Origin of the sequence: Streptomyces sp. NPDC021096 (genome assembly GCF_040641275.1) — a bacterium.
GTDB lineage: Bacteria > Actinomycetota > Actinomycetes > Streptomycetales > Streptomycetaceae > Streptomyces.
The window spans coordinates 62,428-77,661 of the sequence record NZ_JBFADG010000004.1 but is presented as its reverse complement, the minus strand read 5'-3'; the positions used below and the strand labels follow the sequence as shown (position 1 = coordinate 77,661).

General features: G+C 72.5%; 12 protein-coding genes. 1 reads left to right on the top strand and 11 read right to left on the bottom strand.

The genetic code is table 11. The annotated features are described in order from the left end of the window. Positions 1-11: 11 nt before the first annotated feature. From AB0G59_RS08835 to AB0G59_RS08795, 9 genes are all read right to left on the bottom strand, one after another. The gene (locus AB0G59_RS08835; RefSeq protein ID WP_360909992.1) at positions 12-2,384 is read right to left on the bottom strand and encodes a molybdopterin cofactor-binding domain-containing protein; all 2,373 of its coding nucleotides are present in this window, start codon (positions 2,382-2,384) and stop codon (positions 12-14) included. Positions 2,385-2,389: 5 nt separating this feature from the next. Next, positions 2,390-4,117, bottom strand: a complete 1,728-nt coding sequence (locus AB0G59_RS08830) for a 2Fe-2S iron-sulfur cluster-binding protein (RefSeq protein ID WP_360909458.1) — start codon at positions 4,115-4,117, stop codon at positions 2,390-2,392. Continuing rightward, complete coding sequence (locus tag AB0G59_RS08825) at positions 4,114-5,028, bottom strand: FAD binding domain-containing protein (RefSeq protein WP_360909456.1); 915 nt, start codon at positions 5,026-5,028, stop codon at positions 4,114-4,116. Before AB0G59_RS08825 ends, AB0G59_RS08830 begins: the two co-directional genes overlap by 4 nt. Positions 5,029-5,333: 305 nt before the next feature. After that, complete coding sequence (locus AB0G59_RS08820; RefSeq protein ID WP_360909454.1) at positions 5,334-6,965, bottom strand: beta-N-acetylhexosaminidase; 1,632 nt, start codon at positions 6,963-6,965, stop codon at positions 5,334-5,336. 2 nt (positions 6,966-6,967) lie between these two features. After that, positions 6,968-7,810 (bottom strand): carbohydrate ABC transporter permease, encoded by an 843-nt coding sequence (locus AB0G59_RS08815; protein WP_360909452.1) that lies wholly within the window; start codon positions 7,808-7,810, stop codon positions 6,968-6,970. After that, positions 7,807-8,724, bottom strand: a complete 918-nt coding sequence (locus tag AB0G59_RS08810) for a sugar ABC transporter permease (protein WP_360909450.1) — start codon at positions 8,722-8,724, stop codon at positions 7,807-7,809. The genes AB0G59_RS08815 and AB0G59_RS08810 overlap by 4 nt, the downstream gene beginning before the upstream one ends. After that, complete coding sequence (locus AB0G59_RS08805; protein ID WP_360909990.1) at positions 8,721-10,019, bottom strand: extracellular solute-binding protein; 1,299 nt, start codon at positions 10,017-10,019, stop codon at positions 8,721-8,723. Before AB0G59_RS08805 ends, AB0G59_RS08810 begins: the two co-directional genes overlap by 4 nt. Positions 10,020-10,222: 203 nt before the next feature. Next, positions 10,223-10,522 (bottom strand): DUF3039 domain-containing protein, encoded by a 300-nt coding sequence (locus AB0G59_RS08800; RefSeq protein ID WP_071961972.1) that lies wholly within the window; start codon positions 10,520-10,522, stop codon positions 10,223-10,225. A gap of 30 nt (positions 10,523-10,552) precedes the next feature. Beyond that, entirely contained in the window at positions 10,553-11,146 is a 594-nt protein-coding gene (locus tag AB0G59_RS08795; RefSeq protein WP_071961971.1) for a YqgE/AlgH family protein, read from the bottom strand. 262 nt (positions 11,147-11,408) lie between these two features. Between AB0G59_RS08795 and murA the strand changes: the two genes are divergently transcribed. Further along, positions 11,409-12,749, top strand: a complete 1,341-nt coding sequence (gene murA / locus AB0G59_RS08790; protein WP_360909447.1) for a UDP-N-acetylglucosamine 1-carboxyvinyltransferase — start codon at positions 11,409-11,411, stop codon at positions 12,747-12,749. Between the two features lie 216 nt (positions 12,750-12,965). On the opposite strand, the gene AB0G59_RS08785 is transcribed toward murA, so the two are convergent. Then, positions 12,966-13,247 (bottom strand): HU family DNA-binding protein, encoded by a 282-nt coding sequence (locus AB0G59_RS08785; protein WP_071961969.1) that lies wholly within the window; start codon positions 13,245-13,247, stop codon positions 12,966-12,968. Between the two features lie 273 nt (positions 13,248-13,520). After that, positions 13,521-14,954: an NAD-dependent malic enzyme gene (locus AB0G59_RS08780; RefSeq protein WP_360909444.1), complete on the bottom strand. Its 1,434-nt coding sequence runs from the start codon at positions 14,952-14,954 to the stop codon at positions 13,521-13,523. Positions 14,955-15,234 lie beyond the last annotated feature (280 nt).

Genomic DNA, 15,234 nt, shown 5'->3' with positions numbered 1-15,234 from the left:
AGTACGGGTACTCAAACGCCCGGCGTGGCCGCCGCCGTCTGCGGGCGGATCGGCAGGCGGTTGACGGGGCGGCCCGTCGCGGCGCGGACCGCGCCCGCCACCGCCGCCGGGGAGGTGACCACCGGCACCGCGCTGATCGCCTTCGCGCCGAAGGGGGCGACGACATCGCGTTCCTCGACCAGCTTGACGATGCGGATGTCCGGCGCGTCGAGCGCCGTCGGCAGGGCGTACGCCGTGAGGTCCGGGCGGCGGACCTGGCCGGCGTTGGTGCGGAGGTTCTCCGTCAGCGCGGCGCCCACGCCCTGGGTGATGCCGGCCTCGATGCGGGCCCTGGCCTGGGCGGGGTTGAGGACGCGGCCGACGTCCTGGGCCACGGCCATCTCCACGACCCGTACCGAGCCCAGCTCCACGTCCACGTCCACGACCGCCCGCACCGCGCAGAAGGCGATGCCCACGAAGGCGTCGCCCTGGCCGGTGTCGTCGAGCGGTTCCGTCGGGTGCGGGCGGCACTGGGCCGTCGCCCACAGTTCCTTGCCGTCCAGGGCCTCGGCGACCGTCGTGCTCAGCACGCCGTCGTACGAGGTGATCTTGCCGTCGGCGATCGTCAGCAGCTCCGTCGACATGCCGAACTGGTGGGCCAGCGGCTGCAGGAGCTGGGTACGGACCATCCGTGCCGCCCGCTCCACCGCGCCGCCCGAGACCCAGGTGTGGCGACTGTGGGCCGCCGGGCCGCAGGGGGGCTGGTCGGTGTCGACGGGGGCCACGTAGACCTCGTCGATGCCCAGGACGTCCTGGACGATCTGGCGGGCCAGGGTCGAGAAGCCCTGGCCGGTCTCCACGGCCGCGCAGATGACCGTGGCCACCGAGCCGCTGACCTTGACCGTGGCCGTCGAGACCTCGTCCGTGCCCTCGGCGCCCAGCATGTGCACCATGCCCACGCCGTAGCCGACGCCGCGCCGCACCGCGCTCGGCTCGCCGGCGCCGTCGGGGCCCCCTGGCAGCAGCCAGTCGTCTTCGGACCCGGAGGGGTCGTCCAGCGGCAGCGGCGGCAGCGGGTAGTCGCGGACCGCGCGCAGGAGTTCGGCCACGGGGGCCGGGCAGGTCACCGTCTGGCCGGTCGGCAGCAGGTCGCCCGTCGCCATGATGTTGCGCATGCGCAGCTCCGCCGGGTCCAGGCCGAGCTTCGCCGCGAGCTTGTCCATCTGGCCCTCGTACGCGGCGCACACCTGCATCGCGCCCTCGCCGCGCACATGGCCCGACGGCGGGTTGTTCGTGCGGACGGCCCAGCCCTCGACGAAGGCGTGCGGGACGACGTACGGGCCGCAGGCGAAGGCGACGGCCGCGGCCAGCGCCTCCGAGGAGGAGTCGGCGTAGGCGCCCGCGTCGAGCAGGATCTGCGCCTCGACCTTCAGCAGCTTGCCCTCGGCGTCCGCGTGGTGGCGGTAGCGCAGCAGCGTGGGGTGGCGGTGGGCGTGGCTGAGGAAGGACTCCTCGCGGGTCGCCGCCAGCTTGACGGGGTGGCCCGTGCGCAGCGCCAGCAGGCCCAGGGCGAGCTGGGTGCCGGGGTCCTCGCGGTCGCCCATCGCGCCCGGGACGCCCGTGACGACGACCTTCACGCGCTCGGGCTCCAGCCCGAAGCAGGCGGCGGCGAGGTCGCGGTCGGCGTGCGGGTCGGTGGAGGCGGTGTAGATCTCGACGCCGCCGTCCGGGCGGGGCACGGCCAGGCCTGCCTCGGCGCCGATGGGCGCCGGGTCCTGGCGGCCGATGCGGTACAGGCCCTCGACGATCACCTCGCCGACCACCTCGGGGTCGCCGAAGCTCAGCGGGATGTGGCGGATCAGATTGCCGTCGGGGTGCAGCGACTCGGCGGCGAACGCCTGCTCCGGGTCGGTGACCGGCTCCAGCACGTCGTACTTGACGGCGATGGCCGCCGCGGCCAGACGCGCGGTGTCGGGGTGGTCGGCGGCGACCGCGGCGATCGGCTCGCCGTGGTAGCGGACCAGGTCGGAGGCGAAGACGGGGCGGTCGGCGATGCGCCGGCCGTGGGCGGCGTCGCCGGGCACGTCCGTGTGCGTCACCACGGCCCGTACGCCCGGCATCGCGGCGGCGGCCGAGGTGTCGACCGAGACGATGCGGGCGTGGGGGTGCGGGGAGCGCAGCACCGCGGCCCACAGCAGGCCCTCGGCCCACAGGTCGGCCGCGTACGGGAAGGTGCCCTGGGTCTTGGCGGCCGCGTCGGCCGCGGGGAGGGAGACGCCGAGGCCGCGGAGCGGGGCCTCGGGTGCGGCGGGCGGCGGCGCGACGGAGGCAGTGAGGACGGAGGCGGGGATGTCGCCCGCACCCGCCGTGCCCCCCGTCCCGCCCATTCCGGCCGTCCCGCCCATTCCCGTCATGCCATCGCCCTTCCACTGCCGCCGGTGCCGTCGCTGCCGTCACCGTACGGACCCGCCTGGTGCGGGATGCGTGCCGTCTCCGAGTCCGCCTGCTGCTCCCGGTCCTCTTCCAGGGCCGCGGCGGCCTCGGCGCGCTCGTCGACGACCTGGCGCACCGCGTCGAGCACACCCCGGTAGCCGGAGCAGCGGCAGAGGTTGCCGCAGATGGCCTGCCGGGTCTCCAGCTCGGTCGGGGCGTGGTTGCCCTCGAGCAGGTCGTGCACGGTCATGGCGAGGCCGGGCACGCAGAAGCCGCACTGCACGGCCCCGCACTCGGCGAGCGCGCGCTGCACGTCGGAGGGCTGACCGCCCGCCGCCAGGCCCTCGACCGTACGGATCTCGGCGCCGGCCGTGGTCGCGGCCGGTACGAGGCAGGAGGCGACGAGCCTGCCGTCGACCTGGACGGAGCAGGCGCCGCACTCGCCCTGCGAGCAGCCGTCCTTGGCGCCGGCGAGGCCGAGGCGCTCGCGCAGGACGTACAGCAGGGACTCCCCGATCCAGGCGTCGGTGACGGGCCGGTCGGTGCCGTTGACGCTGAGGACGTACGAGGCGCAGGGGTGCTCGTCCTGCGGGCCGGCCTCCGGCTCGGGGTACGCCCCGGCCTCGGCACCGGTCGCCGTCGCCATCGGCGTCGGCATCTCCGGCTCCGGCTCCGCGTGGAGGTGCGGGTAGACGGGGGCGTCGTCCGGCTCCGGGGCGGCCGCGGCTGCGGTGTCGTCGGCGGCCGCGGGGGCCTCGTCGGACCCCGGGTGCTCGACGGTGCCCGCGTGCTGTTCGAGGTGTTCGTTGTGCCCGGGGTGCTCGACGGCCTGGGTGCCGTCGGCCGGCTCGGGCTCCGGATCCGTCGCCGGCTCCGTCACCGGCTCGGCCTGCGTCATGGCCTCGGGCTGCGCCGGAAGCCCGGCGTCGGCCGTCCACTCGGCGACGGGGCTTTCGCCCGCACCGGTGACCCCGTCGACGATGCCCAGGTCGTACTCGCCCGACTCGTCCACCGTGTCGCCCGGCGCGGCCGGCACGGACCACTGATCGCTCCGGCCGACATGACCGACGTGACCGGTGTGGTGGTCGACGTGGTCGAGGTGGTCGAAACCACCTGCCTGTCCGGCCTGCCCGGCCTGGTCGACCTGTTCGGCCGGACCGGGCGCGCCCGTCTCTCGCAGGACGTACTCGCCGGACTCCTCCACCGAGTCGTCCCCGGCCGCCGGAACCGTCCACTGCTGCGTGGAGCCGGCGCCCTCGCCCGCGTCCGGGGCGAACGGCATCGGCCACTGCGCCGTCTCGGACATGCCGCCGTCGGACATGTCGCCCACGGCGTGCGGATCGGCGGGGACGCCCTCGCCACCACCGGTCAGGTGCTGGCCGTGCTGGCCGTGCTGCCCGTAAGAGGCCTCGTACGCCCCGTCCCAGTGCCCCTGCTCCTGCGGTCCGCCCACCGGGACGGGCGCCGGCTCGGCGTAGGGCTCGGGGGCAGGGTGCGGCCAGGAGTCCGCGGCGGGCGGGGTGTACCCGGTGCCGGGGGCCGCCAGGGGGCCCCAGCCCGCGGAGCCCTGGTGCGCCAGGAGTTCGGGCGGGAGCTGGAGGAAGGTCGTGCCCTCCGCCTCGAGCCCGGCGCCCTGCGGAATGGGCTGCCAGCCGCCCGCGCCGGGCGCGGGCACATGGGTCTGTCGCTGCTGTTCGTCACTCACGCGAGTGCCCTCCCCAGTGCTCGGCGGGCCAGAGTCGCCACCGTACGGCGCAGATGCAGCACGGCCGGCGGCAGGGTACCCGGCTCGGCGCCGTCCGTGGGGGACAGCGCGGACTGCGCGGGTGTCGGGTCGGGGATGCACGCCGCGGCCACGTACTCGCCGAAGGCGGCGCAGGCCTCGGGCGCGAGGGTGCGATCGCCGTCCCAGTCGACGATCGAGGAGACCCAGCGCTCGGCGTCGAACGGGCGCAGCGGCATCGGCGCGACCGCGCCGACCGCGCAGCGCACGCTGCGGCGCGCCGGGTCCAGGACCACCGCCACGGAGGCGATCGCCCGGCCGGGGCCGGTGCGGCCGGTGGCCTTGAGGAAGGTCTGCGGGGCGTGCAGGAGCGGCACGCGGACGTACCCGATCAGCTCACCCGGCCGGAGCATGTCGAGCCCGGCGAGGAGGCGACCGACGGGGATCTCGCGGCGCGTACCGCCGGGGCCGGCGATGACGAGCGAGGCCTCGAGCGCGGCGAGGACGGGCAGTGCGTCACCGGTCGGCGAGGCGGAGGCGATGTTGCCGCCGAGGGTGCCGGCGTTGCGGATCTGGGGCGGGCCGGCGGCCCGGGCGGCGGTGGCGAGGGCGGGGATGAGGGCGGCGAAGTCCGGGCGGCCCATACGGGCGTGGGTGAGGCCGGCGCCCAGCAGGGCGGCGCCGTCCTGGTACTGCCAGCCGCGGATCTCGTTGATGCGGCCGAGGCCCACGAGCGCGGCGGGTCGCAGCAACCCGGAGTTGACGGCGGCCATCAGGTCGGTGCCGCCGGCGACGGGCACGGCGGTGGGCATGGCGGCCAGCGCCGCCACGGCTTCGTCGAGCGAGCCCGGCAACGTCACCGTGTGCGCCGCCTGCGGTGCGTGCGTGGTCAACCCAGCTGCCCCTTCCCCGGAGGTCCCGACTGTTCCGCCAGGTCTCGCCGTACGGTACGTGCTGTCGGCCCGGACGTGGCAACTCTGGCACATCTTCCGGAGCCGCCGTCGCGAGGGTCCGCGAACCGCCGGACCGTCCCCGCTCGGGAGGAAAGTCCGGGTTCGGGCACTCTCTCCGCTGTGAGCATTGTGGGCGCATTGCCATGCTTCGACGATCCTTGTGCGGCTTACGGCGGCTTACGGCAGTGTGTGAAGGACCACCGTGCCAGGGCGCCGCCACACGGTTCGTCACCTTCCGGCGTGGCTCACACGATCGGGGGCGCACCCTCGATCGGGCGTCCGAGCACGCCGGGGCGGCGCTGCCAGGGGCGCGGGCCGCCCGGCGGGCGGTAGTCGACGCCGAGGGCGTCGAGGCGGGGGTAGTGGGCGGCCATCCGGCGTTCGAAGTCCGTGTAGTCGCGCCGGCCGGGGGCGGGGAGGGTGGACCAGACCGTCTCGGCGAAGGCGGCCAGGCGCGGGAACGCCTGGTAGTCGACGCGCTGCTGGGTCTCCGTCACCTCGGTCCAGAGGTTGGCCTGGGCGCCGAGGACGTGGGCGGCCTCGGCCTCCGTCAGCCCGGGCGGTACGGCCTCGAAGCGGTAGACGTCCTCCAGGGTGCGGACGTAGCCGATGGGGACGGGCTCGTCGTCGCCGTCCGCCTGGCGGTGGTCGAGGTAGACGTGCTCCTGGGGGCACATGACGACGTCGTGGCCGGCCCGGGCCGCCGCGATGCCGCCCGCGTAGCCGCGCCAGGAGGAGACCGCAGCCCCCGGCGCCAGGCCGCCTTCGAGAATCTCGTCCCAGCCCACCAGCCGCCGTCCCCTCTCCGCCAGCCACCGGTCGAAGTGGCGGATGAACCAGCTCTGCAGCTCCTCCTCCCCCGTCAGTCCCAGTTCCCCGATGCGGGCCTGGGCGGTGGCGGACGCCTTCCACTGGTCCTTGGGGCACTCGTCGCCGCCGATGTGGACGAAGGGGGACGGGAAGAGGTCGAGGACCTCGGTGAGGACGTTCTCGTAGAAGGCGAGGACAGCTTCGGTGGGGGCGAGCACGTTCGGGTTGACGCCCCAGGTGTCCCAGACGGACAGGGCGGTGGTGTCGACGACGTCGGCGTTGCCGAGTTCGGGGTACGCGGCGATGGCCGCCTGCGAGTGGCCGGGGACGTCGATCTCGGGGACGACCGTGATGTGCCGTTCGGCGGCGTACGCGACGATCTCGCGGATGTCGTCCTTCGTGTAGTAGCCACCGTGCGGCCGTTCGTCCCACAGCGGGGACGCCCTGTGCCCGACCTTGGTCCGGGCCCGCCACGCGCCGACCTCCGTCAGCCTCGGGTAGCGCTCGATCTCCACGCGCCATCCCTGGTCGTCCGTCAGGTGGAGGTGCAGGACGTTGAGCTTGTGCGCGGCGAGCAGGTCGAGGTAGCGCAGCACGCCGTCCTTGGGCAGGAAATGGCGGGCCACGTCGAGCAGGACGCCCCGCCAGCGGAAGCGGGGCGCGTCCTCGACGACGACCGTCGGTACGTGCCATGCGGCCCGCGGCCTGACCGGCGCCCGCCGGAACGCGTCCGGGCCGAGCAGCTGACGGAAGGTCTGCGCCGCCCAGAAGACTCCGGCGGCGCTGCCCCCGTCGAGGCGCACGGCGTAGCCGTCGATGACGATGCGATAGCCCTCGGGGCCGAGCTCCCGCTCGACGGACGGGTCGACGCTCAGCACGATGCGATTGTCGTCGTCGCCCCCCGGCGCCAGCGGCAGACCGGTCGCCGCGCCGACGGTCGTGCGCAGCCAGTGCGCGACGCCCTCCGTACCGGGGCGCGCCTCGATCAGGGTTTCGTCGTCGAGGACGTACAGACCGGGGGGCGGCACGTTGTGCATCCGCCGCGGGGCCGGGATCAGATCGGGCATCGTCAGTCCTTTACCGCTCCGCCCAGGCCGGACACCAGCCTGCGCTGTACGAGTACGAAGAAGACCAGCACGGGGACCGTCATCAGGGTCGAGGCGGCCATGATGCCGCCCCAGTCGTTGCCCTCGTCCTTGAAGAAGACGAGGAGCGCCATCGGCAGGGTGGAGTTCTCGGTGGCGCTGATGATGAAGGACTTGGCGAAGAGGAAGTCGTTCCAGGCGGAGATGAAGGAGAAGACGCTCGTCGCCACCAGTCCCGGGAAGACCAGCGGGAAGAGGATCCGCCACAGGAACCGGCTCCGGCTCGCCCCGTCCAGGTACGCCGCCTCCTCCAGCGCCTCGGGCACCGCCTTGACGAAGCCGCGCAGCATCCAGACGGCGAAGGGCAGGGAGAAGGCGATGTGCGGCAGGATCAGCGAGCCGAGGGTGTCCAGGCCGATACCCGGCACGCTCTCCCCCAGGTCCCGCATCAGGAAGAAGAGGGGGATCGTCAGCGCCTCCACCGGCACCATCTGCGCGACGAGGAACATCACCAGCACGGTCGTACGGAAGCGGAACCGGAAGCGGGTCACCGCCGTGGCCGCGAGGAAGGCGATGAGCGCCGAGGCGAGGACCACGGCGGAGGCGACCAGCAGGCTGTTGAGGAAGTACCGCCCGAAGTCCTGCTGGCCGAGGACGCGCCGGAAGGCGTCCAGGGACGGGTGTAGCGTCCAGGGGCGCGGCCGGTCGCTCTGCACTTCCCCCGCAGGCTTGACGGCGGAGAGCACCATCCAGAACAGCGGAAAGGCGACCACGGCGGCCGTCAGCAGCGCCACCGCCTCCGCCGCGAACCGCCACGGCCGGGTCATATCTCCTCCCCCTGGCGCCTGAGCAGCCACAGATATCCGAGCGTCACCGCCAGCAGGATCGCCAGCATCACCACCCCGATCGCCGAGCCGAGGCTGTACTGGGAGGAGGCGAACGCCTTCTGGTAGGCGTAGACGTTCAGGGTCAGGTTCTGTCCGGCGATGCCGCCGCCATTGGTCATCACGTAGATCTGTGTGAACACCTTGAAGTCCCAGATGACCGACTGGAGGGTGACGACCACCAGGACCGGCCGCAGCATCGGCGCCATGACGTCGCGCCAGATCCGCCACCGCGAGGCCCCGTCCAGGGCCGCCGCCTCCAGCACGTCCTCGGGGATGGCCCTGATGCCCGCGTAGACGGTCACCATGACGAACGGGAACGAGCACCACACGACCTCGAGCAGGACGAGCGCGAAGGCGCTGTAGCGGCCGTACGTCCACGCGTACCCCTCGAAGCCGCTCAGCCCGAGCCCGGCCAGCAGCTTGTCGACGGGGCCGAAGTCCGGGTCGAAGAGGAAGACCCACACGGTCGACCCGGTGACGGCGGGCGTGGCCCAGGCCCCGAGGGCGGCGAGCATCAGCGCCAGGCGCGGCAGGGCCCGTATCCGCGTCAGCAGGACGGCCAGCGCGCAGCCGACGGCCAGGGTGGCCGCCACGCACGCCGCCGCGAAGAGGACGGTGGCCAGGAGGACCTGCCGGAACTGTCCGTCGCCCAGGATCGCGCGGTAGTTGGCCAGGCCCCGGAAGGCGGTCGGTTCGCCGCCGCTGACCTGGGCCTGGGTGTATTCGAGGAAGGAGATGAGGCCGAGCTGGTAGACGGGGTAGATCAGCAGGCCGCCGACGACGGTCAGCGCGGGGGCGAGGTACAGCCAGGGCGTCCAGGACTGCCGGGTGCGGCCCGGCGCCGGCCCCCTCACGACCGGAACGCCTTGTTCCGGAACGCGTCGTCCATCTTCCGCGCCGCGCTCGCCGCCGCCGCGTCCACGCCCCTCCGGCCGCTCGCGACCTCCTGGAGCATCGTCGGCAGCACCTGCCCCGCGTCGATGGCCGCCCAGGCCGGCGACGCCGGTACGGACCGGGCGCCGGCAGCCAGCGTGCGCACGAAGGGCTCGACGAAGGGCCGCTCGCGGGCGGCGTCGGCGCGGACGTCCGGGTACGTCGGCAGGAAGCCCATCGCGTCGAAGAGCCGGGCCTGGGTGCGCTTGCCGGTCAGGGACTTCATCAGGCCCACGGCCAGGGTGCGGTGCGCGCTGCTCCGCAGGACGCCGATGTTGTTCCCGCCTGCGAACGCCGGCGCGATCCGCCCCTCACGCACTCCCGGCAGCGGGACGACCGCGTAGACGCCCTTGACCTCGCCGCGCTCGACGGCCTGGTGGCTGAAGTCGCCGGCGATGGCCATGGCGGCCTTGCCGGACGCGAAGGCCTGGACGGTGTCGTTGCCGGTCATCCGCGCGCACCGGCTCGCGGGGCAGTTGTCGTCGCCGAAGAGGGCCGTGTACGCCTCGATGCCCCGCTTCGCCGCCGGGCCGTCGATCGCGGCGGCGTAGGAGCGGGCCCCCTCGCGCTCGGCGATCTCCCCGCCGTGCGCCCACACGAACGGCAGGGCGCCGTAGGTGTAGGCCCCGCCGACCACCAGCCCGTACAGCCCGGGCCGCTCCCGGTGGACGCGCCGGGCGGTGGCGGCCAGCTCGCCCAGGGTGCGCGGCGGCCGCAGGCCGAGCTCCGCGAAGACGTCCGTGCGGTAGTACAGCGCCCGTACGCCCACGAACAGCGGGGAGCCGTAGAGCTTGCCGTCCACGGTCACGGACCGCTTGGCCGCCGGGTCGGCGTCCCGGGCGTCCTCCCAGGCCGCGAGGTCGGCCGTGACGTCGGCCAGACCGCCGTCACGGACGTAGCCGGCGGTGTCGGTGTTGCCGTACTCGATCAGGTCCGGCGCGCTCCTCGGATCGTTGAAGGCCGCCTTGATCCGCTGGGCGCGGGTCTCGACCGGGATGTACGTGACCTCCGCCCGCACCCCCCGGTGGGCCTTCTCGAAGGCGGCCACGGCCTCGGCGACGACCGCCGCCTTGGGCGCGTTGTCCACCTCCCGGAAGAGCCAGACGCGCAGCGTGCCGGTGGCACGGTCACCGGACGGGCCGCCGGCCGAGGTGGCGGGCGCACAGGCCGTGACGGCGCCGGGAAGCACGGCGAGGAGCACCGCCCAGGCGAGCAGAGCGGCCGTTCGGAGCGGTGGTCGCGGCACGGGACCCCCTCAGCGGGCAGGCGTTGCAACATACGCAATGAGCGTTTCGCAGTGCACAACCGAACGAGGAGGAGGCTAGAGGCGGCCGACCCGTCCCGACAAGAGCAAACGGCTCCCGGGGCGCGTGATCGCGCCCCGGGAGCCGTCGAAAGCCCGGGCAGGACAGCCGGGGGCTACTTCTTGTCGCCGCCCTTGCCGCCCTTGCCGCCCTTGTCGTCGCCGCCGGCGCCCATGCCGTCGAAGATCTCCTTGCACATCGGACAGACCGGGTACTTCTTCGGGTCGCGCCCGGGAACCCAGACCTTGCCGCAGAGAGCCACGACCGGCGAACCGGAGAGCGCGCTCTCCATGATCTTGTCCTTCTGGACGTAATGGGCGTAGCGCTCGTGGTCGCCGTCGCCGTGCGACACCTGCGGTGTCGGCTCTACGAGGGTGCCGGTACCTGCCCCGCGCTCGGGCTCGAGAGTGCTCATGGTCCCCAAGGGTACTGGGGCCGGCCCCCGTCAGTTGAGGCTCGGGTCGTCCGGATAGGTGGCGACCATCGCGAGTTCGTTGCGCTGACGGCGCAGCACGGCCCTCCACAGCTGCTGCGGGTCGGGCGAGGACACGTCGCCGGGCTCGGACTCCACCACGTACCAGGCGCCCTCCACCAGCTCGTCCTCCAGCTGGCCCGGGCCCCATCCGGAGTAGCCGGCGAAGATCCGCAGCGAGCCCAGGACGGTGGCCAGCAGCTCCGGCGGGGCCTCCAGGTCGACCAGCCCGATGGCCCCGTGCACCCGGCGCCAGCCCAGCGGGCCGTCGCCGGCCGAGGGGTCGCCGCCGCTCTCGCGGGGCTCCCCGGGCACCACGGCCACGCCCAGCGCCGAGTCCAGCGAGACGGGGCCGCCCTGGAAGACGACTCCGGGCTCGCCGGCCAGCGCGGCCCAGGACTGGAGGATGTCGCCGACCCCGACCGGGGTCGGCCGGTTCAGGACCACGCCGAGCGAGCCCTCCTCGTCGTGGTCGAGCAGCAGCACCACCGCGCGGTCGAAATTCGGGTCCGCCAGCGCCGGTGTCGCGACGAGCAGCCGTCCTGTGAGCGAGGACACCTCGGTCATGGCGCCATGATCCCGCATTCCGGGGCCCCGCGGGGAGTGGGCGGCGGTGATGGGCCGGGGGCGGCGAGGGGGCGTACGAGAGCAGCGCCCGCGCAAATGACCGGCAGCGACCCGGCGATAACCGGTAGCTACCATTCCATAAACGCAGAGTGTTGTGACAAACCCATGACGTACTTCCAAGCCCCTCAGGGCGGCAGAAGGGCCCTCCGGTCCCATTACCCTTTCTTCTTGCCCCCTGCCCAACTCCAGGAACGCGAGATCCATGACCGGCCCTGACGATGTCCTGCTTGTCCACGGCGGTACCCCGCTCGAGGGAGAGATCCGCGTCCGCGGCGCGAAGAATCTCGTGCCCAAGGCCATGGTCGCCGCACTGCTCGGCAGCGGCCCCAGCCGCCTGCGCAACGTCCCCGACATCCGGGACGTACGCGTCGTGCGCGGCCTGCTGCAGCTGCACGGCGTCACGGTCCGTCCCGGTGACGAGCCCGGCGAGCTGGTCCTCGACCCCACGTACGTGGAGAGCGCCAACGTCGCCGACATCGACGCGCACGCCGGCTCCTCGCGCATCCCGATCCTCTTCTGCGGCCCGCTGCTGCACCGCCTCGGCCACGCCTTCATACCCGGCCTGGGCGGCTGCGACATCGGCGGCCGACCCATCGACTTCCACTTCGACGTGCTGCGCCAGTTCGGCGCGACGATCGAGAAGCGCGAGGGCGGCCAGTACCTCGAGGCCCCGCAGCGCCTGCGCGGCTGCAAGATCCGCCTGCCCTACCCCTCGGTCGGCTCGACCGAGCAGGTGCTGCTGACCGCCGTCCTGGCGGAGGGCGTCACCGAGCTGTCCAACGCGGCCGTGGAGCCGGAGATCGAGGACCTCATCTGCGTGCTGCAGAAGATGGGCGCGATCATCTCCATGGACACCGACCGCACCATCCGCATCACCGGTGTGGACAAGCTCGGCGGCTACAACCACCGCGCCCTCCCGGACCGCCTGGAGGCGGCCTCCTGGGCGTCCGCGGCGCTGGCCACCAAGGGCAACATCTACGTCCGCGGCGCGCAGCAGCGGTCGATGATGACGTTCCTGAACACCTACCGCAAGGTCGGCGGCGCCTTCGAGATCGACGACGAGGGCATCCGCTTCTGGCACCCGGGCGGCTCGCTCAACGCCATAGCGCTGGAGACGGACGTCCACCCCGGCTTCCAGACCGACTGGCAGCAGCCGCTGGTCGTGGCCCTGACGCAGGCCTCGGGCCTGTCCATCGTCCACGAGACGGTGTACGAGTCGCGCCTGGGCTTCACCTCCGCGCTCAACCAGATGGGCGCGCACATCCAGCTCTACCGCGAGTGCCTGGGCGGCTCCGCCTGCCGCTTCGGCCAGCGCAACTTCCTGCACTCCGCGGTCGTCTCCGGCCCGACGAAGCTGCAGGGCGCCGACATGGTCGTCCCCGACCTCCGCGGCGGCTTCTCGTACCTGATCGCGGCCCTGGCCGCCGAGGGCACCTCGCGGGTCCACGGCATCGACCTGATCAACCGCGGCTACGAGAACTTCATGCAGAAGCTGAAGGACCTCGGTGCCAACGTGGAGCTGCCGAGCGGCTCCGACGCCTGAGGCGAGCGCCTTGGCGGTTCGACGCCTGATACGCAAAACCCCTGACGGCCCGTAGGGCCCGTTTCCGGGCCTCGAAGGCCCGTACGGGCCCTGACGGGCCGTTACGGGCTTCACGGGCCGTTCACAGGCCGTTTGCGCCGTGGTTACGCCGAAAGGGCGGCCACCCTCCCCGGGTGGCCGCCCTTTCGCGCTGGAGGCTTGTGGGCCCCTGAAGGCTTACTTGCCCTTCGCGGCTTCCTTGAGCTTGGAGCCCGCGGAGACCTTCACGCTGTAACCGGCAGCGATCTGGATCGGCTCGCCCGTCTGCGGGTTGCGCGCGGTCCGAGCGGCACGGTGGGTGCGCTCGAAGGTCAGGAAGCCGGGGATGGTGACCTTCTCGTCGCCCTTGGCGACAATCTCGCCGACGGTCTCGGCGAGGGCGGCCAGAACGGCGTCGGCGTCCTTGCGGGTCACCTCGGCGCGGTCGGCCAGAGCGGCCACCAGCTCACTGCGGTTCATGTTGTACTCCCGTGTTCTTCTTGCCATTGAGGCGTGAGATCGAAGCCGATGCTGCCAGGGCCCTCGGACAGTCCCCGGACCCGGGTCCGTTTGCCAGACCCTCGCGCCCGGTTACGCATCCTGCCCCCACCAGTGGCGGGAAAGCCAATCCGGCACCCTGGAGAGTCACACGGAAAGCGCCACAGCCTCGGATGCGGCCGCATTTCTGCGGCTGATTTCTGCCCGACACCTTATGGGGGGCCAAGTGGCGTCGCGCCACTCGACGCGCCGTGGTCAGACCGCCGTGGTGCCCGTCACAGCCGCCCCGGCGGCCTTCGCGGCCTCCCGGACGGCCCCGGCGACCGCGCCGGCGACCTTGTCGTTGAAGACGCTGGGGATGATGTAGTTCGCGTTGAGCTCGTCCTCGGCGACGACGTCGGCGAGCGCGCCGGCCGCCGCGAGCATCATGTCGGTGTTGACCGTACGCGACTGGGCGTCCAGCAGACCGCGGAAGACGCCCGGGAACACCAGCACGTTGTTGATCTGGTTCGGGAAGTCCGAACGCCCGGTCGCCACCACCGCCGCGGTCTGGCGGGCCACGGCCGGCTCGACCTCGGGGTCGGGGTTGGCAAGTGCGAACACGATCGCGTTCTCCGCCATCGCCGCCACATCCTCACCACCGAGCACGTTCGGCGCCGACACACCGATGAACACATCCGCATCACGCACGGCCTGCTTCAGGGTGCCCGTCATGCCCTCGGGGTTGGTGTTGTCCGCGATCCACCGCAGCGCCGAACCCGGGTCAGCGGACACCAGGTCCTCACGACCGGCGTGCACGACACCGTGAATGTCGGCAACGACGGCGTGCTTGACGCCGGCGGCGATCAGCAGCTTCAAAATGGCCGTACCGGCCGCGCCCGCACCGGACATGACGACCCGTACGTCACCGATGTTCTTGCCCACCACACGCAGCGCGTTCGTCAGCGCCGCGAGGACGACGATGGCGGTGCCGTGCTGGTCGTCGTGGAAGACGGGGATGTCCAGGGCCTCGCGCAGGCGGGCCTCGATCTCGAAGCAGCGCGGCGCCGAGATGTCCTCGAGGTTGATGCCGGCGAAGCCGGGGGCGATGGCCTTGACGATCTCCACGATGGCGTCGGAGTCCTGGGTGTCCAGGCAGATCGGCCAGGCGTCGATGCCCGCGAACCGCTTGAACAGGGCCGCCTTGCCCTCCATCACCGGCAGGGCCGCCATCGGGCCGATGTTGCCCAGACCCAGCACCGCCGAGCCGTCGGTGACCACCGCGACACTGTTGCGCTTGATCGTCAGACGGCGGGCGTCCTCGGGGTTCTCCGCGATCGCCATGCACACCCGCGCCACACCGGGGGTGTAGACCATGGAGAGATCGTCACGGTTGCGGATGGGATGCTTCGACGCCATCTCGATCTTGCCACCGAGATGCATCAGGAACGTACGGTCGGAGACCTTGCCCAGCACCACGCCCTCGATACCGCGCAGCTTCTCCACGATCTCGTCCGCGTGCTCCGTCGACGTCGTCGCCATCGTGACGTCGATCCGCAGCTTCTCGTGACCCGAAGCAGTCACATCCAGACCGGTCACCGAACCACCGGAGGACTCCACAGCCGTGGTCAGCTGGCTCACGGCCGTACCGCCCGCGGGAACCTCGAGTCGGACCGTCATCGAGTACGAGACGCTAGGCGCCGTTGCCATGGCCGCTTTCCTCTGCTTTCGCTTGTTTCGCTCGTGGCGCGCGTCACGGAGACGCGAGACATCCGATCGTCCCACCTACCGGTCGGTAGGAGGTAACCAGGCCCTCATACCGGAAGAAATCTTCCGGAATACGAGAAGGCCAAATGCCGACGGGCGCCCTCCCCGGCAGGGAAGGACGCCCGTCAGGACATCTGTGGCGGCACCGACCCGCCATGCTCGCCTCGCGGCAAGTGGTCGCTCGAAGCGACTAAGGTTGGGCCCGGGGGCTTGGATCGAGCCG

What these genes read in the sequence shown, in the direction of transcription:
- AB0G59_RS08835 (WP_360909992.1), bottom strand. Translation starts at nt 2,384, where the DNA reads ATGGGCGGGACGGCCGGAATGGGCGGGACGGGGGGCACGGCGGGTGCG.
- AB0G59_RS08820 (WP_360909454.1), bottom strand. Translation starts at nt 6,965, where the DNA reads ATGCCCGATCTGATCCCGGCCCCGCGGCGGATGCACAACGTGCCGCCC.
- AB0G59_RS08815 (WP_360909452.1), bottom strand. Translation starts at nt 7,810, where the DNA reads ATGACCCGGCCGTGGCGGTTCGCGGCGGAGGCGGTGGCGCTGCTGACG.
- AB0G59_RS08800 (WP_071961972.1), bottom strand. Translation starts at nt 10,522, where the DNA reads ATGAGCACTCTCGAGCCCGAGCGCGGGGCAGGTACCGGCACCCTCGTA.
- AB0G59_RS08795 (WP_071961971.1), bottom strand. Translation starts at nt 11,146, where the DNA reads ATGACCGAGGTGTCCTCGCTCACAGGACGGCTGCTCGTCGCGACACCG.
- murA (WP_360909447.1), top strand. Translation starts at nt 11,409, where the DNA reads ATGACCGGCCCTGACGATGTCCTGCTTGTCCACGGCGGTACCCCGCTC.
- AB0G59_RS08785 (WP_071961969.1), bottom strand. Translation starts at nt 13,247, where the DNA reads ATGAACCGCAGTGAGCTGGTGGCCGCTCTGGCCGACCGCGCCGAGGTG.
- AB0G59_RS08780 (WP_360909444.1), bottom strand. Translation starts at nt 14,954, where the DNA reads ATGGCAACGGCGCCTAGCGTCTCGTACTCGATGACGGTCCGACTCGAG.